This is a genomic window from Diaphorobacter sp. HDW4A (assembly GCF_011305995.1).
Lineage (GTDB): Bacteria > Pseudomonadota > Gammaproteobacteria > Burkholderiales > Burkholderiaceae_C > Diaphorobacter_A.
The window spans coordinates 1266715-1287444 of the sequence record NZ_CP049910.1 but is presented as its reverse complement, the minus strand read 5'-3'; the positions used below and the strand labels follow the sequence as shown (position 1 = coordinate 1287444).

General features: G+C 62.1%; 20 protein-coding genes. 7 read left to right on the top strand and 13 right to left on the bottom strand.

All coding sequences use genetic code 11. From position 1 onward, the window contains the following. The first annotated feature begins 309 nt into the window (after window positions 1-309). Complete coding sequence (locus tag G7047_RS05820; RefSeq protein WP_166302008.1) at window positions 310-498, top strand: hypothetical protein; 189 nt, start codon at window positions 310-312, stop codon at window positions 496-498. Window positions 499-805: 307 nt separating this feature from the next. Here the strand turns inward: G7047_RS05820 and G7047_RS05815 are convergent, their stop codons facing one another. The 12 genes from G7047_RS05815 to G7047_RS05760 form a co-directional block, all read right to left on the bottom strand. Beyond that, entirely contained in the window at window positions 806-2062 is a 1257-nt protein-coding gene (locus G7047_RS05815) for a phenylacetate--CoA ligase family protein (protein WP_166302005.1), read from the bottom strand. Between the two features lie 44 nt (window positions 2063-2106). Beyond that, complete coding sequence (locus G7047_RS05810; RefSeq protein ID WP_205904723.1) at window positions 2107-2910, bottom strand: ABC transporter ATP-binding protein; 804 nt, start codon at window positions 2908-2910, stop codon at window positions 2107-2109. 66 nt (window positions 2911-2976) lie between these two features. Then, a complete protein-coding gene (locus G7047_RS05805) occupies window positions 2977-4302 on the bottom strand; it encodes an ABC transporter substrate-binding protein (protein ID WP_166301999.1) in 1326 nt (441 codons plus the stop codon). 68 nt (window positions 4303-4370) lie between these two features. Then, window positions 4371-5447: a branched-chain amino acid ABC transporter permease gene (locus G7047_RS05800; RefSeq protein ID WP_166301996.1), complete on the bottom strand. Its 1077-nt coding sequence runs from the start codon at window positions 5445-5447 to the stop codon at window positions 4371-4373. A gap of 72 nt (window positions 5448-5519) precedes the next feature. Further along, window positions 5520-6449: a branched-chain amino acid ABC transporter permease gene (locus G7047_RS05795; protein WP_166301993.1), complete on the bottom strand. Its 930-nt coding sequence runs from the start codon at window positions 6447-6449 to the stop codon at window positions 5520-5522. An 18-nt stretch (window positions 6450-6467) separates the two neighbouring features. Further along, a complete protein-coding gene (locus G7047_RS05790; protein ID WP_166301990.1) occupies window positions 6468-7265 on the bottom strand; it encodes an ABC transporter ATP-binding protein in 798 nt (265 codons plus the stop codon). Then, on the bottom strand, window positions 7262-9223 hold the full coding sequence (locus G7047_RS05785; RefSeq protein WP_166301987.1) for an AMP-binding protein: 1962 nt from the start codon (window positions 9221-9223) through the stop codon (window positions 7262-7264). The genes G7047_RS05790 and G7047_RS05785 overlap by 4 nt, the downstream gene beginning before the upstream one ends. A 25-nt stretch (window positions 9224-9248) precedes the next feature. After that, window positions 9249-9593, bottom strand: coding sequence for a hypothetical protein (locus tag G7047_RS05780; protein WP_166301984.1), 345 nt, complete (start codon window positions 9591-9593; stop codon window positions 9249-9251). A gap of 9 nt (window positions 9594-9602) precedes the next feature. Beyond that, window positions 9603-10790: a methylmalonyl Co-A mutase-associated GTPase MeaB gene (gene meaB / locus G7047_RS05775; RefSeq protein ID WP_166301981.1), complete on the bottom strand. Its 1188-nt coding sequence runs from the start codon at window positions 10788-10790 to the stop codon at window positions 9603-9605. 4 nt (window positions 10791-10794) lie between these two features. Further along, the gene (locus tag G7047_RS05770) at window positions 10795-12477 is read right to left on the bottom strand and encodes a methylmalonyl-CoA mutase (RefSeq protein ID WP_166301978.1); all 1683 of its coding nucleotides are present in this window, start codon (window positions 12475-12477) and stop codon (window positions 10795-10797) included. Further along, complete coding sequence (locus G7047_RS05765; protein ID WP_166301975.1) at window positions 12474-12896, bottom strand: cobalamin B12-binding domain-containing protein; 423 nt, start codon at window positions 12894-12896, stop codon at window positions 12474-12476. Before G7047_RS05765 ends, G7047_RS05770 begins: the two co-directional genes overlap by 4 nt. Beyond that, the gene (locus tag G7047_RS05760; RefSeq protein ID WP_166301972.1) at window positions 12877-13482 is read right to left on the bottom strand and encodes a TetR/AcrR family transcriptional regulator; all 606 of its coding nucleotides are present in this window, start codon (window positions 13480-13482) and stop codon (window positions 12877-12879) included. Before G7047_RS05760 ends, G7047_RS05765 begins: the two co-directional genes overlap by 20 nt. Window positions 13483-13798: 316 nt before the next feature. On the opposite strand from G7047_RS05760, the gene G7047_RS05755 reads away from it, so the two are divergent. The 6 genes from G7047_RS05755 (at window position 13799) to G7047_RS05730 (ending at window position 19710) form a co-directional block, all read left to right on the top strand. Continuing rightward, on the top strand, window positions 13799-14929 hold the full coding sequence (locus G7047_RS05755) for an ABC transporter substrate-binding protein (RefSeq protein ID WP_371813880.1): 1131 nt from the start codon (window positions 13799-13801) through the stop codon (window positions 14927-14929). Between the two features lie 223 nt (window positions 14930-15152). Next, the gene (locus G7047_RS05750; protein WP_166301966.1) at window positions 15153-16034 is read left to right on the top strand and encodes a branched-chain amino acid ABC transporter permease; all 882 of its coding nucleotides are present in this window, start codon (window positions 15153-15155) and stop codon (window positions 16032-16034) included. A gap of 12 nt (window positions 16035-16046) precedes the next feature. Continuing rightward, on the top strand, window positions 16047-16916 hold the full coding sequence (locus tag G7047_RS05745) for a branched-chain amino acid ABC transporter permease (protein ID WP_166301963.1): 870 nt from the start codon (window positions 16047-16049) through the stop codon (window positions 16914-16916). A 23-nt stretch (window positions 16917-16939) separates the two neighbouring features. Further along, window positions 16940-17728, top strand: a complete 789-nt coding sequence (locus tag G7047_RS05740; protein WP_166311901.1) for an ABC transporter ATP-binding protein — start codon at window positions 16940-16942, stop codon at window positions 17726-17728. Further along, the gene (locus tag G7047_RS05735; RefSeq protein WP_371813853.1) at window positions 17725-18468 is read left to right on the top strand and encodes an ABC transporter ATP-binding protein; all 744 of its coding nucleotides are present in this window, start codon (window positions 17725-17727) and stop codon (window positions 18466-18468) included. Before G7047_RS05740 ends, G7047_RS05735 begins: the two co-directional genes overlap by 4 nt. Before the next feature lie 21 nt (window positions 18469-18489). Then, complete coding sequence (locus tag G7047_RS05730; RefSeq protein ID WP_166301959.1) at window positions 18490-19710, top strand: alpha-hydroxy acid oxidase; 1221 nt, start codon at window positions 18490-18492, stop codon at window positions 19708-19710. A 1-nt stretch (window position 19711) separates the two neighbouring features. Here G7047_RS05730 and G7047_RS05725 read toward each other — a convergent pair whose 3' ends face one another. Further along, the gene (locus tag G7047_RS05725) at window positions 19712-20686 is read right to left on the bottom strand and encodes a LysR substrate-binding domain-containing protein (protein ID WP_166301956.1); all 975 of its coding nucleotides are present in this window, start codon (window positions 20684-20686) and stop codon (window positions 19712-19714) included. Window positions 20687-20730 lie beyond the last annotated feature (44 nt).

Here is a 20730-nt window from a genome sequence, read left to right as displayed (position 1 = left end):
GGTGCAAATGTCGCCATCTCACTCCTGCATAGAAGGCAACGCAGCGAGGCGTCCTTCTGCTCGATCTAGTCAAACACAGCGACATTCGCTCCGCGGTCGCGCCTGGCGGGAAGGCCAAACGCTCCGACATGAGAAGAGTTGCGCGCTTTCCCAAGGGACACGTCAGAGAAGGTCATCTTCCATCTCATGAGTGACTGAGTTGGATTTCGTCAGACAGCGCTTTGCTGGCGCGGATGCTCATTGCTGCCACTCCAATCATCTTAGCGATCCTCGTGGAGTGCGTGGGAGCGACACCCCTTCAGTCACCTTTTGACGCTGAATATGGCGATCCAGTATCTTCCCGCTAGTCGTGAGACGGTATACAACGCCAACCACCTTTCAGCAGAAGTCCTGCTTGGGCCTGGAAATCTTTTTGAAAACAACGGCCTCGACGTTGACCTCACGGCCTTGCGCGCACTGCGACGCCTCTTGCTGCTGTTCGATATGTCGTGGGGCTGAATTTTCGACTCCTCGGGTGAGCTGCATGTTCGCTCCGAGGCCACGCCAGACTCGCGCGACCTCCGTCTTACCCCGAAGGTCGTCGAACAACCATCTTCGGCATTGTTCGCCCAATGCGCGCACCACTGTTGGTTCAAGCCGATGGAACCCTTTGAGGGCTGCATCAATTCGCTCTTCCTTCAACATATCCCGACTGGCTTCGCGCACAGCGTGGTCAAGCTTTTCGTCAGATCCCCCTCCTCCTGCTCGGCATCCGGGAGTGACCGAGTGGGCAAGAGGATCAACCCCAGTCTCCATCAGCCAGTCGCTACGAGAAAGTCCGCTCGTCCACCACCTTCCGGCCGTCCAAGAGAAGGCTGCCCGAAGGAACCAGTTGTACCTCGGCACGCAGTCGGGTGATGTCTCTGAACACGGTCGTGATGAGCAGCACAAATGCCGCCCCTTGCTCCAGCGACTCCACCTGCAGGGCTACGTGGTCGCCAGCATCGGAATGGCTGATGACCAAACGACACCTCTGCACTTGAGGCACGCGCTGGGCGATCTGGTCAATGTGCGTCGGGTGCACAAACATACCGCGCACTTTGGCGGACTGATCCGCCCGGCCGAGCCAGCCTTCGAGGCGTGGAGCGGTTCTACCGGTGGGGCAGTCACCGGGCAGCATGGCGGAGAGATCGCCGGTCGAGAAGCGGATAAGTGGATAGTCCGGGTTCAGCACGGTCACGACGACCTCTCCGACTTCGCCGTCCGCAACCACGTGGGACGTACCGGGCTGCACGATCTGGACGATGACCTGCTCGTCGAGCACAAAGCCTTCGCGCGCCACGGTTTCATAAGCAATCAGGCCGAGGTCAGCCGTGGCATAAGTCTGGAATGCATCCACCCCATGGTTCCTGAGCCACTCGACTTGACTGGCCGGACAGGCCTCCCCGCTCACGGAGGCGACACGCAGCCCGGGCAGCTCAAGCCCTTGCGCACGGCTCTTCTCGAGCAGGATGCGCAAAAAGCTCGGCGTTCCGCAATAGGCATCGGGCCTCAGCTCCTGCATGGCTGCGATCTGCTGCTCCGTCTGCCCGACACCGGCGGGGAACACGGTGCATCCAAGCGCATGCGCGCCCGCTTCGAACATGAACGCGCCAGGCGTCATGTGGTAGCTGAAGGCGTTGTGCACCAGATCATCGGCACGAAAGCGCGCGGCATGCAACGCACGGCCCATGCGCCAATAGTCCGGTCGCACGCCCTGCGGCTCGTAGATCGGGCCTGGGGAGGCAAACAGGCGCGGCATTCCAGGGCCTTTGCAGAGCGTGGAATACCCCCCGAACGGTTCGCGCCGCAGACCCGCACGCTGCCTCGCAAACAGCTCGGACTTGCGCGTGATGGGAATGCTCGAGAGCGCGTCGACATCGCGCAGCTGCGATGGGTCAACGTCCTTCAACACATCCGCCAGCGCAGGAGCGGCCGCCTGCGCCGCCGTCAAAACCGAGCGCAGCGCAGCGAGTTGCTCCGCCATTCGCTGGTCGGCGCTGCGCGTTTCCAGCGCATCGAAAAATTCGCGAGAAGAAGTCATGGTGAAAGCCATCCGGTGAAGTAACGCAGGCAGGGGCAAACCGCTCAAGCCAACCAGCGCTTGCGGCGCTTGTAGCTCTTGACTTCGCGAAAGCTCTTGCGCTCTTCACCACCCACGCCGAGATAGAACTCCTTGACGTCCTCGTTGCTGCGCAGGTCTTCAGCGCGCCCGTCCATCACCACGCGGCCACTTTCAAGGATGTAGCCGTAGTCGGCATACTTCAGCGCCATGTTGGTGTTCTGCTCCGCAATCAGAAAGCTCACCCGCTCCTTGCGGTTGAGATCCTTCACGATCTCGAAGACTTCCTCGACGATCTGCGGCGCCAGTCCCATCGACGGTTCATCGAGCAGCACCACGCTCGGGTTCGTCATCAGCGCGCGGCCGATGGCGCACATCTGCTGCTCGCCGCCGGAGGTGTAGGCGGCCTGCGAACTGCGCCGGGTCTTGAGGCGCGGAAAGTAGGTATACACCTTCTCGAGGTTTCGGGAAATCTCCGCCTTGTCGCTGCGCGTGTAGCAGCCGGTCAGCAGGTTCTCCTCGATGGTGAGGTGCGCAAAGCAGTGCCGCCCTTCCATCACCTGCACCACGCCGCGCTGCACGAGCTGTGCCGGAGACAGGCTATCGATGCGTTCGCCGCGCAGTTCGATGCTGCCCTTGGTGACCTCGCCACGCTCACCTTTGAGCAAGTTGGAAATAGCGCGCAATGTGGTGGTCTTGCCCGCGCCATTGCCGCCGAGGATGGCTGCGACCTGGCCCTCGGCCAAAGTCAGCGAAACGCCCTTGAGCACGAGGATCACGTGGTTGTAGATGACCTCGATGCCGTTGACGTTCAGAACGATGTTATTCATGCAAAGGTGTCCAACGTGCGGGGATACGAACCAACGCATCCCCGCGTTGAAAGGCCGGAGTCCGGGCTACGAATTGCAGTCTTCGGCTGAGCGACGCGTCTGCTTCTTCTCGGCCAGATGCCTGTCTACCGCTTCCTTGAGCAAGGGCTTGATCACGTTCGGGTCGGCCTGCAGCCAGTCCGAACTCGCGTTCCACTTGCTGCCGTCCCATGTATAGGCCTTGGCCGACGATGGCCCCATGTGGTCCTTGCAGGTAGTGGCGATGGGTCGCATGATGTCTGCGATGCCCAACTCCTCCAGACGCTTCTGGTCGATGTTGAGGTTCTCGTAACCCCAGCGTGCCTGCACGGCGGACATCACCTTGCCCTTGCCGAACTTCTCCTGCGCACGGCGAACGCCTTCCACCGACATCATCGCGTTCATCATGCCGCGCATGTAGAGCGCCTCACCCACCTCTTCCTTCGGCCCCGATCCATTACCCTTGGCGTGCAGCTTCTCGAGCACTTCCTTGGCAATCTTGGAACTGGCGCCTGGCCCAGGCAACAGCAGCACGGCGCTGTAGCCGTCGGCACCGGCAATGCCCTTCACGTCGGACTCGGAGCCCGAAGGCCACACGCCGATCATCTTGTTGCGCGCATAACCCGTGGACTGCGCTTCCTTCAACGCAGTCGAGTTCATCACGCCCCAGCCCCACAGCAGCACATAGTCCGGGCGGCTCTGGCGAATCTGCAGCCACGCGGCCTTCTGGTCCACGCCGGGGTGGGACACGGGAAGAGTAGCCAACTCGACCCCGTTCGCCTTGGCACGTGCGGTCAGCACCGGGATGGACTCCTTGCCGTAAGGGCTGTCGTGATAGAGCAGCGTGACCTTCTTGCCCTTGAGCTTGTCCACACCGCCCGCCTTCTGCGCGAGATACTGGAACTGCGTGTCGGCCGATGCCCAGTGCGTTCCGCCAATCGGGAAGCTCCATTTGTAGGCCTCGCCGTCCGCGCTCTCGCTCACGCCATAGGCTGGTGTGAGGATTGGAATCCTGTCGGCTGCGCCGCGCTCGGTCAGCGCAAACGTGATGCCGGTGGACATGGTCTGGAACACGGTCGCACCACCATGCTTGTCTTTCAGCCGCTCATAGCATTCGACGCCACGGTCTGTGGCGTAGCCCGTCTCGCACTCCTCCCACATCACCTTGACCCCGTTGATGCCGCCGTTCAAATTCACCAGCTTGTAGTAGTCGAGAAAGCCATTGGCCCACGGCGTGCCGCTGGGCGCATACGGCCCTGTGCGGAAAGTCAGCATCGGGAAATACTGCTGTTTGTCCTGCGCTGCAGCGGGCCCCGAAGCGACGGATGCGAGCGCGGCGACCGCTGCGCTCAAGGTGGCAAGGGTGCGTTTCATCGTGTCTCCAATCAGTTGTTTTCATACGGCCGATTCACAGCTGACGCCCCGTTCGGGGACGCCCACAATCAATGAGGAAATGGCCAGATCCTCAAACGTTGTTTTCCGAGAGCCCACAGCTTGCTGAGCCCGTGCGGCTCCACAATGAGGAACCAAACGATGAGTCCCCCGAAGATCATGGTTTCGATGTGCGCGACCGTGGCCGTGGAGATCGTCAATCCAAAGATGGCGCCCAGCGCAGGCAGGGCCTGGCTCAGGAAGATGGGCAGCAGCACCATGAATGCGGCGCCCAGAAAGCCGCCCATGATCGAGCCCATGCCGCCGATGATCACCATGAAGAGCAGGCGAAACGAGATCTCCACGGAGAACGCAGCGGGCTCCCATGCGCCCAAGTGCACGAAGGCCCACAGCCCCCCGGCGATGCCTATGATGAAGGAGCTGACCGCGAACGCACTGAGCTTTGCGTACATAGGGCGAATGCCGATCACCGACGCCGCCACATCCATGTCGCGAATCGCCATCCATTCACGGCCAGCAGCGCTGCGCACGAGGTTCTTGGCGATGAGTGCAAAGAAGATCACGAAGGCAAGGCAGAACAGATACTTGCTCACCGGAGAGTCGATCTGCCACGGGCCAACATGCAGATTGCCCACCGACACCGAACCCGAAGACGAATTGTTGGTGAGCCACTTCACACGCAGGAACAACCAGTCGCTGAAGAACTGCGCCGCAAGCGTGGCCACCGCCAAATACAACCCTTTCACGCGCAAACTCGGCAAACCGAAGATGACTCCGTAGGCCATGGCGAAGAATCCGCCAAGCAGCAACGCGGGCACCTGCGGCATGTCCTGCACCCGCGCCATGACGTTGAACGCGCCATAAGCGCCAATAGCCATGAAAGCACCCGAGCCGAGCGAGATCTGACCGCAGTAGCCCACCAGAATATTCACGCCGAGCGCCGCCAGCGACATGATCAAAAACGGAATGCCGATGGCGCGCAGCACGTAGTCTGACGCCACGCTCGGGATGACAACACATGCGATCACCAGCAAGATGATCAACGCATACCTGTCCTGCGCAATCGGAAGAATCTGCTGATCCAAACGGTAGCTGGTCTTGATCTGGCCATTTTCTCTGTAAAGCATGGGGTGTCTCTTGTCGTTGCGGGGTTGGAGCGTTGGAGCGTTGGAGCGTTGAAGAGGAGGCTGATTCGAGGATCAGACGCGGTCGATGATCTTTTCGCCGAACAGTCCCTGCGGCCGGAACAGCAGGAAGATCAGTGCCAACACGTAGGCGAACCAGATCTCGATGCCGCCGCCGACCAGCGGGCCAAGATAGACCTCGGAGAGCTTCTCCCCCACGCCGATGATCAGACCGCCGATGATGGCTCCCGGCACCGATGTAAGGCCGCCGAGAATGATCACCGGCAACGCCCGCAGCGCCACCGATGCCAGCGAGAACTGCACCCCGAGCTTGGAGCCCCAGATCATTCCCGCCACCAGCGCCACGACGCCCGCGACGCTCCACACGATCACCCAGATGCGGTTGAGCGGAATGCCAATGGACAGCGCCGCCTGGTGGTCATCGGCCACCGCACGCAGGGCGCGCCCGGTGCCGGTCTTCTGGAAGAACACGGACAGCACGCCCACCAGCACGGCGGCGATCAACGCTGCATACAGGTCCTCCTTGTTGATCAGCAGGCCGCCTTCGAAGGTCTGGTCCAGAACGAACACGGGGTCCTTGGGCATGCCGATGTTGATCTGGTAGATGTTGCTGCCGAAGAGGGTCTGCCCCAATCCATCCAGAAAATACGAGATACCGAGCGTCGCCATCAGCAGCGTCGCGCCTTCCTGGTTGACCAGATAGCGCAGCGCCAGCCGTTCCACGAGCCATGCGATCACCAGCATGCACAGGCCCGCGAGCACGAAGGCGATGAGATTCGCCACCAGCAGGCTCTTGATGCCGAACCACTGGGGAATCCACTCGGAGAAGCGCGCCATCGCCAGCGCCGCGAACAGCACCATGGCGCCCTGCGCAAAATTGAATACGCCCGAGGCCTTGAAGATCAGCACGAAGCCCAGCGCCACCAGCGCGTAGAGCATTCCCGCCATCAGACCGCCGAACACAGTTTCCAGAAAGAATGACATGTGCGCCTCCGGATGCGATCAGTGAGTGGTGCCGAGGTACGCCCGGATCACCTCTTCGTTGTGGAGCACTTCATCCGGAGTGCCGTCGGCGATCTTCTTGCCGTAGTCGAGCACCACGACGCGGTCGGAGATGTCCATCACCACCCCCATGTCGTGTTCGATCAGCACGATGGTGGTTCCGAACTCGTCGTTCACATCCAGAATGAAGCGGCACATGTCCTGCTTCTCTTCCAGATTCATGCCCGCCATCGGCTCGTCGAGCAGCAGCACCTGCGGCTCCATCGCGAGTGCGCGGCCAAGGTCCACTCGTTTCTGCAGTCCGTAGGGGAGCTGACCGACCGGCGTCTTGCGATGGGCCTGGATTTCCAGAAAATCGATGATGTGCTCGACGAAGGCCCGGTGCCGCTCTTCCTCGCACTGTGCCCCGCCGATGCCGAACGGGTTACGAAAGGCCTGCGACAGCAGGCTGCTTTTGATGCGCAGATTGCGGCCGGTCATGATGTTGTCGATGACGCTCATGCCCTTGAACAGCGCCAGATTCTGGAAGGTACGCGCCACGCCCATCTCCGCCACCTCACGGCTGCTCAGGTGCTTGAAGGCCTTGCCCTTGAAGGTGATGGTTCCTTCCTGCGGCGTGTACACCCCGTTGATGCAGTTGAGCATGGAGCTCTTGCCCGCACCGTTCGGCCCGATGATGGAACGCACCTCATGCTGGCGCACATTCAGGCTGATGTCGGTGAGCGCCTTCACGCCGCCGAATCGCAGGCTGATGTGCTGCACGTCCAGAATGACGTCGCCAATTTTTTTCTTGCTCATACGGTGGCGACTCCTGCTTCGACTCTCAAAGGTGGGAACGTTCTGGCGTCAAGCAACTTGAGCGTCGCGCTAATGCTGCCGGTTCTCCCGTCCTCGTATTTCACCTGGGTCTGCACGTACTGCTCCGACTGCGCGCTGTAGAGCGCATCGACCAGCACGGAGTACTTCTCGCCGATGAATCCACGGCGGACCTTGTTGGTGCGCGTGAGCTCTCCATCGTCGGCATCGAGCTCCTTGTGCAGCACCAGAAAGCGACTGACCTGACTGCCTGCCAGCAAGCTGTCGCGCGAGAGGTCTTCGTTGACCTTTTCCACGCACTCGCGGATGAAATCGCTCACCTCCGACTTGCCTGCCAGATCGGTGTATCCCGCATAGGGAAGGTTCTTGCGTTCAGCCCAGTTGCCCACGGCGTCGAAGTCGATGTTGAGCATCACGCACACCCGGTCACGCCCGTCGCCGAAGGCCACTGCCTCTTTGATGAACGAGAAGAACTTGAGCTTGTTCTCCACGTACTTGGGCGCAAACATCGCATTGGAGAACGCACCACCCTGCAGCCGCCCCACGTCCTTGACGCGGTCGATGATCTTGAGATGCCCGCTTGCATCGATGAACCCGGCATCGCTGGTGTGATACCAGCCGTCTTCGGAAATCACCTCGGCCGTGGCTTTGGGATTCTTGTAGTACTCCTTGAGCAGCCCCGGCGACTTCACCAGCACCTCGCCGCTGTCGCTGACCTTGATCTGCACGCCATCGCACGGCACGCCAACGGTGTCCGAGCGTGCCTCGTTGTCGGGATGCAGGCAGACGAACACGGCGGTCTCGGTCGATCCATAGAGTTGCTTGAGGTTCACCCCGATGGATCGGTAGAAGCTGAACAGGTCGGGACCAATGGCTTCTCCCGCCGTGTAGGCCACACGCACCCGCGAGAATCCCAGGTTATTGCGCAGCGGCCCATAGATGAGCAGATTGCCAACCCGATATTTGACGCGGTCGAGCCAGCCGACGGGCTTGCGATCTAGCAGCGCCGGCCCCACGCGCCTTGCCACCGACATGCACGAATGGAACATGCGGCGCATGATCGGACCGGCGTCCTCCATGCGAATCATCACGTTGGTGAGCAGGCCCTCGAACACTCGTGGTGGCGCGAAATAGTAGGTGGGCCCTACCTCCTTGAGATCGATCGAGACCGTACTCGCGCTCTCCGGGCAGTTCACCACATAGCCCACCACCAGCCACTGCGCATACGAGAAGATGTTCTGCCCGATCCATGCGGGCGGCAGATAGGCCAGCACTTCTTCGGTGTTCTTCAGGTTGTCGAATTTGGCTCCCGCCTGCGCGCGGTCGATGAGCGATCCATGCGTGTGCACCACGCCCTTCGGATTGCCCGTCGTGCCACTGGTGAAGAACATTGCGGCCACATCGGAGGCACTGCCCGCTTCCACCCGCTTCACAAAGAAAGCCGGATGCAGCTGCGAGAACTGCTGCCCCCGCTCGACCAGCGCATCGAGCGCCGACAAGTCGGGCTCATCGTAATTGCGCAGCCCCCTCGGTTCGTCATACCAGATGTGAACGAGTTGCGGACATTGCTCGCGCACTTCGAGCAGTTTGTCCACTTGCTCCTGATCTTCGACGATGCAGAAGCGAACCTCGGCATTGTTGATGGGGAACACGCATTCCGTCGCCACCGCGTCCTGATAGAGCGGCACCGGAATCGCACCGAGCGACTGGGCTGCGAGCATCGCCGCATAGAGACGCGGACGGTTGCTGCCCAGCAGCACCAGATGTTCGCCCGGCTGCAAGCCCGCGTCATGCAGGCCGCAGGCCAGCGCCTGCACCAGCGTCGCAAGCTCGGACCATGTCGTAGTCTGCCAGATGCCGTACTCCTTCTCCCGCATGGCGGGGGCCTGCGGGCGGGCAGCGGCTTGCTGCAGCATCAACCGGGGAAAAGTGGTTTGCACATCGGCTCCAGGCGGGAAAAATTGCTCAATTCGAGTGGGTGAACGATGAATGGCCGTGCCGAATCGCCAGCGCGAGAAAACATTCCTGCAGCGACCGATCGACCGACCGCAAAGCGACGGCACGGCAGTATTTCCAGTGGGCGTCCGAAAGCGTCGCCCCCAGATGGACGGCTTGCTCAAGACGCTTCATCGCAAGGCGTTCGTGCCCGAAACGCATGCTGCGCTCCAGCAGTTCCACCACGCTGCTCTGCCCGGTCTCGCGTGCCTCGGGTGCCGCTGTTTCGCAGGCCCCGGTACGCATCTGGCGCTTGAGATGGCGCACCTGCTGTCGCCCTCTCAGGGTCGTACCGGATGGAATCGATGTGCTCATTGCGTCACCTCACTCATCATTGGCGCCAACCGGCGGGCGATCCAGCACATACACGGTTCCATGAATCAACGCGATGTGTGCGTCGTCCGAGGCCCGAGAGATCCGCACCTGATAGCTGCCGATCTTTCGCGAGCGGCTGACCTCGTAGGCGTGCGCGATCAGCCAGTCGCCCTCATCCACTGCGGTGGAAATGCTCAATTGCCCATCCACCAACGTGGCAAGCTGTCCATGCGAATTGCAGGCCAGCCCCAGCGCCATGTCGCCCAACGAGAACAGGATCCCCCCGTGGCACTTACCGTTGAAATTGATGTGCTTGCGCTGCACCTTCATGCGCAGCGTGGTGCTTCCTTTGGACGCGGCAACCAACTCCATGCCCAGCAGATTGGCGACGTTGTCTGCGGCGATGTATTTCGACAGTTGTCGATACGCCTCCCTCGCCCCACCGATCTCATGCCGCACACCGCGCGCCGTGCGCTGCGTGAGCACTTGCACCAGGGTGTCGACGCCCTCACCAGTGGTAGCCACGACCTTCAGCACCTCGGGCAGCGCATTCTTCTCCTTGCGCAGCGCAAGCATCGCGCGCAGATCGGCCTCGGTCTTGCGCGAATCAGGAAGGTCGGACTTGGTGACGACGAAGACGTCGGCGATCTCCAGAATCCCCGCCTTGATGGCCTGCACATCATCGCCCAGCCCGGGCGGGCAGACGACGATCTTGGTGTCGGCGTAGCGCGTGATCTCCACCTCGGACTGCCCTGCTCCGACGGTCTCGACGATGACCACGTCGAAGCCCGAGGCGTCGAACAGGTCGATCACGTCAGACGCCGCCGTGGCGAGTCCGCCGAGGTGACCGCGCGACGCCAGCGAGCGGATGAATACGCCCTCGTCCGACTGACGGTCTCCCATGCGGATGCGGTCGCCGAGCACCGCACCGCCCGTGAACGGACTGGACGGATCCACCGCAGCAACGGCCACGGTCAGACCGCGCTCGCGCAGGCAGCGGATCATCGCGGAGACCAGCGTCGACTTGCCTCCCCCCGGTGGTCCGGTCACTCCGATGACATGGGCGCGGCCCTGTTTCGCAGCCATCGCATGACGGATGGCATACGCGGACTCGCCGCCGTTTTCCAGCGCACTGATCGCCCTGCCGATGGCCCGGCGATCTCCCTCCAGTGCTTGTTGAATGAACGCTGTATTCATGGGTTCACACCACGGTCAGAGGATGGCCGAAGCCCAGTTCCTTGCGCAGCGTGCCGCAGATCTCGCCGTGCGTCGCGCCCGCCTCCGCCGCCTTGACGACATGCTCGAAGACATTGGTCTTGCGCGTCTCAGTCGAGCGCGCCAGTTCCTTCAACGCGCGCTCCACATCGGCGTTGGAACGCGTCTTCTTGAACTCCGCCAACTGCCTGAGGTAGCCCTGCATGCGCTCGGGCTGCGGATACTCCAGCGAAGGATAAGTGGCGGGGTCTTCCTCGGTCTGGTAGGCATTGACGCCCACCACCGTCTGCTCGCCCAAATCCACCTTCTTCTGGAAAGCCAGCGCCGAGTCGCCGATCATCTGCTGGACGATGCCCTTTTCCACCGCGTTGTACATGCCGCCCGCCTCGTCGATCATGGCGATGATCGAGAGAATCTTCTGCTCCATTTCGTCGGTAAGCGACTCGACGTAGTACGAGCCACCCAGCGGGTCGATCACATCGGTGAGATGCGCCTCCTCACGCAGAATGTTCTGCGTGGCCACCGCAATGCGGGCCGCCTCTGTCGTCGGCGTGGAAAACACTTCGTCATAGCCGTCGGTGTGCAACGACTGCAGTCCGCCCAGAATGCCCGCCATGGCCTGCGTGGTGACGCGGGCAATATTGTTGAGCGGCTGTTGACGCGTGAGGTCGACGCCCGAGGTCTGGCCGTGGAACTTGAAGCGCCATGAGCGCGGGTCCTTGGCACCGAAGCGCTCGCGGCACAAGCGCGCCCATACGCGTCTGCCCGCACGGAACTTGGCCACTTCCTCGAACAGGCTCACGGAGATGTCGAAGAAAAAAGTGAAGCGCGGCAGGAACTGGTCCGGGTCCATGCCTGCGGCGATGCAGTCTTCCGCATACTGGATGCCGGATGCGAGCGTGAACGCCATGGCTTCGGCCGGAGTGGCGCCCGCCTGCTGCATGTGTTGGCCGACGATGGACAGCGGGTTCCAATTGGGTACTTGCGTATTGCAAAACTTGATGTGGTCGATCACCACCCGCCGCGCACCCTGCAGCGCGAGCCGAAAGAACATGTGATTCGCCACGAAATGCGAGATGCAGTCGCTTTGATTCGACGTGCCGGTGATGCTCGTCCAAGGAATGCCGCGGCGTTTGGCTACTGCCAATTCAAACGCAAGCAGCGTGAACGGTGACGGGTCATTCATGGCAGTGGACAGATGATCGATCGGCACGCCGTCGAGCGCCGTTTCCATGTCCTTGACGTGATTGATCACCGTTCCGCAGGTGCCCAGCAATTCGTGCGGCACCTCGTCCGCGTCGTAGCCACGGAACACGGAATTGCAGGGGATCAGCGACAGCGCGGATGCACCCAGATCCAGGATCTCCTTGACGCGGCTGTTGTAGTCCTCCGGCACGCCAAGACCGATCAGCTGACGCTGCGACCAGCTGCGTCCCCGGTACATCGTCGCGTAGATGCCGCGCGTGTACGGAAACTGCCCCGGGTAGCCAAGCGCATCATCCTGACGATCGCCAGACCAGTCCTGCTGCGTGTAGAGCGGCTTGATCGGAACGCCGGAACGGTTGTGCGTGACGGCATCGCCTTTCACGCCTTGGGCGAATTCGCGCTCCCACTTGCGCAACCCCTCGGGTGCCGTGGCCTGCTTGATGTTCAGAACGTCTGCGCTCATGCCGATTCTCCCTGCAATTGACGACGCTTGGCGGTCAGTGCGATGACGTCAGTGACGACATCGTCGAGCGCTGCCCCCGGATGGAAAACGCGCGCCACGCCCGCCTCCAGCAACTTGGCTTCATCCTTGGCCGGCACGATGCCGCCGACAATGACCTGCACATCCGACAGACCCGCGTTCTTCAACGCTGTCATAAGCTGCGGAACAATCAGGTGATCGGTCGCGAGGGACGAGATGCCGATCACGTCGGCGTCCTCTTCGGTGGCCAGCTTGACGACCGTTGCAATTTCCTGCCACGGTGGTGTATAGATCACTTCCATGCCTGCGTCGCGAAGGGTGGCGGAAATGACGCGGCTACCTCGGTCATGCCCGTCAAATCCAATCTTCGTGACAATCACCCTAGGCGGACGAACTGCCATCTTGTGTCTCCTTGATCAGCCCCACAAATTTCCTTGCCAGTGCGCGTGGGGAATCGCGTCCCTGGGGGTTGAACCACAGCGCCGTCCAGTTGAGGGCACCAATCAACATCAGTCGCAACGCGCGGCGGTCGGCGCGTGGCACGAGCGGCAATTCCTCGACCGCATCGCGAAAAGTTTTTTCGTAGGCCTCGCGCACCTCGCGCAACCGCTCGGCTGCCTCGGGGATGTCATCGGGCAGCACGCGGATCAGGACGTTGGCGTAGTTGCTGTCGCTGAGCACTGTCTCCAGGTGCGCACGGCACAGCGCCTCGAGCCGGTCCCAGGGATCGCGCTCCTTCGCAATGGCCGCCGCCGTCGCGATTTCCAGCTCTTTCACGCCCTCGCTGTACACAGCGACGAGCAGCGCCTCTTTCGACGGGAAGTGGTAGTACAGCGAGCCCGGAAGCATGTTGGTCTCCAGCGCGATCTCCCGCATGGAGGTCGCCGCGTAGCCGCGACTTCCAAAGGCGCGTGCGGCGGCATCCAGCAATTCAGGCAGGCGATTGTCTGAACGGGGTGAGCGGTTGGTGGTTCGTTTGGTGTTCATATAAAAAGCAAACGTTCGTTTGGTGTAGTGTGTAAAAACGATTGATGAAAGTCAACGCACGAAAGCTAGGGATTTCACTACACCTGATGTTGGCTTGTTGGTGCACGGAAACAATATTTCCACCCCCATGGGAAAAAAAGTCCCCCCGACGTATTCCATCCCTTGCCATCATTCCAGTCCGTTTTTCCGGCTGTCTTCACTGCGCCAGAAAAGCTGCATTTGGCCCCGCGCCCCTCCTGTTTGAGCCGGGTCGGGCCACACCACTTTCCGGAAGATGGAGACAACGACTATGAAAATCAGCACACTCGCTTTTGCCATGTCCGCCGTGAGCGCTGCCGCCCTGTTGACCACGGGCGCGCAAGCCGCCGACATCAAGATCGGCGCGGCCGAGGCCTTGAGTGGCGGTGCGGCTCAGTACGGCATTTCGATCCGCAATGCGCAACAACTGGCCGTCGAGCAAATCAACGCCGCCGGCGGCGTGAACGGCGACAAGCTGGTGCTGGTGGTGGAAGACGAACAGGGCAAGAAGGAAGAAGCCATCAACGTCTTCAAGAAGCTGATCTTCCAGGATCGCGTGCTGATGATCTTCGGCCCGACGCTGTCGAACTCGGCGCAGGCGGCTTTCCCGATTGCGCAGGCAGCGAAGATTCCCGCGTTCGGCACCTCGACGACCGCCGACGGCATCACATCGATCGGTGACTTCACCTTCCGCAACGCCGTGACAGAGGCCGACGTGCTGCCCGAAACCGTGAAGGCCACCATCAAGTCCGCTGGCGTGAAGAAGGTCGCCGTCATGTACGGCAACGACGACGTGTTCACCAAGAGCGGCTACGACAACTTCAAGAAGGCGCTGGCTGACCAGAACATCGCCGTGACCACAACCGAGACCTTCGCCAAGGGCGACGTGGATTTCAAGGCGCAACTCACCAAGATCAAGGCCAGCAATCCCGATGCCATCGTGCTGTCCGCGCTGATGGCAGAAGGCGCGCCGATCATGGTGCAAGCCCGTCAGATCGGTCTGAACGTGCCGGTGATCGGCGGCAACGGCATGAACTCGGTGAAGGTGTTCGACCTCGCCAAGGGCGCGAGCGACGGCCTGTGGGTGGGCAGCCCATGGTCTTCGGAAAACAAGACCGCCGAGAATGCCAAGTTCATGGAAAGCTACACGCAGAAGTACAAGACCGCGCCCGACCAGTTCGCCGCGCAGGCCTATGACGGCATCTACATCGCCGCCGCCGCGCTCAAAGGTATCAAGCTGACCGGCAAGATCGAAGCCGACCGCAAGGCGCTGCGCGATGCGCTGGCCACGGTGAAGCACACCGGCGCGACCGGCCCCTTCACCTTCCGCCGCGTGAACGACAAGGCCGGCAAGCCCGCTGGCTACGATGCCGATCAAAAGCCGATCATCAGCGTGACCAAGCAAGGCCGCTACACCATCGCGCAGTGATTCGACTGGGCGATACAGCAACCGATACCGCACCGACCGCCGCGAGCGCGATCCGCTGATCGCGACGGTCACCCTCACACACCCCACGCCCGACCGCGCGCCGCTCACCATGTGGCGGCCAGCGGCAGGCGCGGCGTGCAATCGCAGACGCCAAGGCCCGCTTTGTCATCCCACGAAGGCGGCCGGTCCGCACGTCGGCCCATCGCGGCCCACTGGAACTATCATGCTGGAACAGCAGTTATTCAACGCTCTGTCGCTGGGGTGCGTCTACGCACTCTTCGCGCTGGGCTTCACGCTGGTCTTCGGCGTGCTGGGCGTCATCAATCTATCGCACGGCGCGGTGTTCATGGTGGGCGCATATGCGGCTTTGGCCGCCGTGCAGAATCTCGGCTTTCCGCTGTGGGCCGCCGTCATCTTCGCGTTCGTGATTGCGGGCTGTGTCGGTGCGCTGATCGACGTGCTGGTGCTCAGGCCGCTGCGCAATCGGAATGCGCCGCACCTGATTCCGATGATCGCCACCATCGGCGTGGCCATCGTGCTCAACAGCCTCGCGCAGGGCATTGCGGGTGCGGAGAACAAGCGCTTTCCGACCGACGTGCTGCCGCAGGAATCGCTGGACTTTCTCGGCATCCACATCACCGTGATCGAACTCGGCATCATCCTGCTGTCATTCCTGCTGATGGTCGCGCTGGTGCTGATGATTGGCCGCACGCAGATTGGCCGCGCGCTGCGCGCCATTGCCGAATCGCCCAAGGCCGCGCTGCTGTTGGGCATCAATGTGGAGTGGCTGTTCATCATCACTTCGTTCGTTGCCGCAGGTCTGGGCGGTGTGGCGGGCACGCTGGTGGGTGTCTACTCCAACGCCCTCTTCCCGCTGATGGGCCAGCCCATTCTGCACAAGGGCATCGCCGTGATCATTCTCGGCGGCATGGGTGACATCCGTGGCGCAATGCTCGCAGGTCTGTTCCTCGGGTTCGCCGAGGTGATGAGTGTGGCCTACATCGGCTCGAACATGCGCGATGCCGTGGCATTCGGTGTGCTGTTCCTCGTGCTGATCCTGCGCCCTCAAGGGCTGCTCGGACGCATTCAAGAGCGCAAGGCGTGAGGCGGCACATCCATGGAATACTTTGAAAACTTCTGGCAGATCTACAGCAATCTGGTGCTCACGCTGGGCATCAACGCGCTGCTCGCACTGTCGATCTACCTGACCCTCTCTTGCGGCATGCTGTCGCTCGCGAATGCGGCCTTCATGGGCATCGGTGCGTACACCGCATCCATCCTGACAATGAGCCACGAAGCGCCGTTCACACTGGCGCTGGCGGGCGGCATCGCCACGCCGATGTTCGTCGCCTTCTTTCTCGGCAAGGCGGTGATGCGCCTGTCAGGCGTCTACCTCGCAATGGCGACGCTCGCCTTCGGCGAAGTGGTGCGCATCGTCATCCTCAATGCGGAGGATCTGACGGGCGGCGCGCTCGGTTTGAACGGCATTCCCAACAGCACCGAATGGTGGCATGTGCTGCTCGCGCTCGCTGTGGTGATCGCGATGCTGGCCTGCATGCGCCGCTCCAAGGTGGGCCGCGCGCTCGAAGCCATCAAGGAAGACGAAACCGCCGCCGGCATGATGGGCATCGACACCAACGCCAACAAGATGATGGCCTTCATCCTAGGTGCAGGCATCGCCGGTCTGGCGGGCGGCTTGAGCGCTCACCTCACCTTCTTCATCGGCCCCAACGAGTACGGCTTCGACCGCGCCGTGGAGATTCTCACGATGGCGATTCTGGGCGGTGTGAACTCGCTGATCGGCCCGGTGGTCGGCTCGCTGTTCCTCACGCTGCTGCCCGAAGTGCTGCGCGGATTGAAGGACTTCCGCCTCGTCGTCAACGGCGTGCTGCTGATCGTGATCATCCTGTTCCTGCCACGCGGGCTGTGGGATCCGGCGCGCTTCAGGCGCATGTTCAGCGGCGCCAAGAAGGGAGACGCGAAGTGAGCAAGCATTCAACTCCAACCCCGCTGCTGGAACTCAAGAACGTGTCGCGCCACTTCGGTGGCCTGCGCGTGCTGGAGGACGTGAACCTCCGCGTTCCCGCCAATACCATCTTCGGCCTGATCGGCCCGAACGGCGCGGGTAAAACTACGGTGCTGAACATCATCACCGGCCTGCTGCCGCCCTCGTCCGGCGAGGTGCTGTTCAACGGCGTGTCGCTGGTCGGAAGAAAGCCCTACAAAATCACACAGGGCGGCATCGCCCGCACGTTCCAGAACATCCGCGTCTTCAAGGAAATGTCCCTGCTCGACAATGTGGCTGTGGGCATGCACGCGAACCTGGACTACGGATTCGCCAGCGTGTTTCTGCGCGGCAAGCGCTTTGCGGCAGCCGAGCGTGCGGCGCGCGAGAAGGCGCACGAGCTGCTATCGTGGGTGCGCCTCGATCACAAGGCACACGAGCTGGCCGAGAGCCTCTCTTACGGCGAACAGCGCCGCCTCGAACTGGCGCGCGCGCTCGCTACCGAACCCAAGCTGCTGCTGCTCGACGAGCCCGTCGCGGGCATGAACTCGACCGAAAAGGAAGAGCTGATGCACGAGGTGCGCAACATCCACGCGCGCGGCTTCACTATCTTCATGATTGAGCACGACATGCGCTTCGTGATGGGACTGTGCAAGGAAATCGCGGTGCTGAATTTTGGACGGATCATCTCGCACGGCGACCCCGAACACGTGCGCAACGATCCGCAGGTGATCGAGGCCTATCTGGGCCGCGACGATGACGATGACAGCACCCACGCGGGAGCGGCGCAATGAACCAGCACGCAACGAACAACATGACCGAGCCCCTGCTCTGTGTGCGCGATCTGGCCGTGAACTACGGCCATGTGAAGGCCGTCAAGGGCATCTCGTTCGACCTGATGCCCGGCCAGATCACCACGCTGGTCGGCGCCAACGGCGCAGGCAAATCGACCACGCTGCTCGCGCTCTCCGGCCTCGTCAAAAAGCATGCGGGCCGCGTGCTGTTCGGCGGTCAGGACATCACCACGCTCAAGCCGCATCATCTGGTGGCAAGTGGACTGGTGCAGGTCGCCGAAGGCCGCGCAACGCTCACGCGCCTGACTGTGCGCGAGAACCTGCAGCTCGGTGCCTACACCCGCAAGGATTCGGCCGCCGAACAGGCCGCCGATCTGGACCGCATCTACACACTGTTTCCACGCCTCAAGGAGCGCGACGGCGGGCTGGCGGGCAATCTCTCGGGCGGCGAGCAGCAGATGCTGGCCATCGGCCGCGCGCTCATGGCCAAGCCTCGCGTGCTGCTGCTCGACGAGCCGTCGATGGGCCTCGCGCCCATCATCGTGCAGGACATTTTTCGCACCCTCAAGAGCATCAACCGCGAAGGCCTTACCATCTTTCTGGTGGAGCAGAACGTGCGCCAGGCGCTGAAGATTTCGGACCACGCCTATGTGCTGGAAACCGGCGAGATCGTGCTCGAAGGCAGTGGTGCGACGTTGCTGGGCAACGAGAAAGTACAGGCCGCCTACCTCGGCGGTTGAGCAATGAGCAGCAGAACCAGCATGAGCCATTCGACTGATCACTCCCGCCTGATCAACCCCTTGTTCGCACCCACCGCGAGCGATCTCGCCAAGGCCGTGTGCATCGAGGACCTGCGCGTGCTCGCGCAAAAGCGCGTGCCCAGAATGTTCTACGACTACGCCGACAGCGGCAGCTGGACGGAGGGCACTTACCGGGACAACGAAAGCGATTTCCGGAAGATCCGCTTTCGCCAACGCGTGGCGCGCAACATCGCGGACCGCAGCATCGAAAGCACCATGGTCAGCGTGCCGGTGAGCATGCCGGTGGCGATCGCGCCCACCGGGCTTGCGGGGATGCAGCATGCGGATGGCGAGATTCTGGCGGCCAAGGCCTGCGAGAAATTCGGCATACCCTACACGCTGAGCACGATGAGCATCGCCTCCATCGAGGACATCGCCGCGCATACAACCAAGCCATTCTGGTTTCAGCTCTACGTGATGAAGGACCGCGATTTCATCGGTCGCCTCATTGACCGCGCCAAGGCCGCCCACTGCGGCGCGCTGGTGGTCACGCTCGATTTGCAGGTCATCGGCCAACGCCACAAGGACCTGCGCAACGGCCTCACCGCGCCGCCGCGCATCACGCTCGGCAACATGCTGAACTTCGCGACCAAACCCGCGTGGTGCCTGAACATGCTGCGCACCCATCGCCGCGAATTCGGCAACGTCATCGGCCATGTCTCCGGCGTGGACGACATGGGATCGCTGCTGTCATGGACGGCCCAGCAGTTCGATCCCAAGCTCGACTGGTCCGACATCGCGTGGATCAAAAAACGCTGGGGCGGCAAGCTGGTGCTCAAGGGTGTGCTCGATGTGGAAGACGCGCGCCTGGCCGCCGCCTGCGGCGTGGATGCGCTGGTGGTCTCCAACCATGGTGGTCGTCAGCTCGACGGCGCACTCTCGTCGATTGCCATGCTGCCCGCCATCGCCGATGCCGTCGGCAACCAGGTCGAACTGTGGCTGGACAGCGGCATCCGCAGCGGTCAGGACGTGCTCAAGGCCGTGGCGCTCGGCGCACGCGGCACGATGATCGGCCGCCCTCACCTCTACGGACTCGGTGCATTCGGCGAAGCAGGCGTGACGCGTTGCCTCGAAATCCTCGCAAAGGAACTCGACGTGACCATGGCCTTCTGCGGCCACACCGACATCCGCGCCGTCGGCCGCGATGTGCTGCACCCGGCGAGCATTCCGGCCTGCTGTTGATTCAGGCGTCCTGATGAACCTGCACAGCGTGCCGCGCAATTCGCGAAATTGCCTGCTGCGCCAGCTCCTGGCTCAGCATAGCCTGCTCGGCACACAGCGTCTGCAGCCATTGCACGAAGAGGCGCACCTCTTCGGACTGCGTATTGGTCAGCGCGTAGTACTGGTTGGCCGGGCGTGAGAACACATTGAACAGCGGGCGCAGCGTATCGTTCATAAGCCAATCGCGCACCAGACTCAGCCGACATAGCGCCACGCCATGACCCTTCAACGCGGCCTCGTAGATCAACCCCAGATCCTGAAACTTCGGCCCCTGCTGTGGCTCGGGCCAATCAAGCAAGGCCGCTTGAAACCACGGCTGCCACGGCTCCAGTGCCGAGCGGATCAACGGCGCATGGCGCAAATCTGCCGGGCATCTCAGCGGCGGCAGCGACTTGAGCAGCACCGGCGACGCCATCGGCATGGCCACATCCTGCGTGAGCGGAATGCCGCCATTGGCCACCGCATCCCCGGCGCGGATCTCCACCTCGGCATTGGTTGACGGATAGTCGAACACCGGCGGCACGACGATCAGCTCCACATCGATGTGCGGATAAAGATTCATGAACCCCTGCAGACTCGACGCCAGCATCTGCCGCGCAAACGTCGGCGTGGCGGTGATGCGCAGACGCGTGGTCGTCGCAGCGGGCTGCGCAAACGATGGCAGCGCGATCAGCATGTTGAGGATCGGCTTGGCGGATTCGAGGTACTTCGCCCCCGCTTCGGTGAGAAGGATCGCGTTGCTGCGGCGATCGAACAGTTCCGCACCCACCAGTTCCTCCAGCCCGTTCACCCGCTTGCGGATCGCACTCGCCGTGAGACTCAACTCCCGCGCCGCCCGCTCAAAACTCCCGAGCCGCGCCACGGCCTCGAATCCCCGAAGCGCCTCGGTGGACGGCATGCGCACGCAACCGCGCCTGTTGTGCTGTTCAATCTGCATCTCGCCTTCCCTGCCCCGTCCTGTCTGTAGGTCATGTATACAAG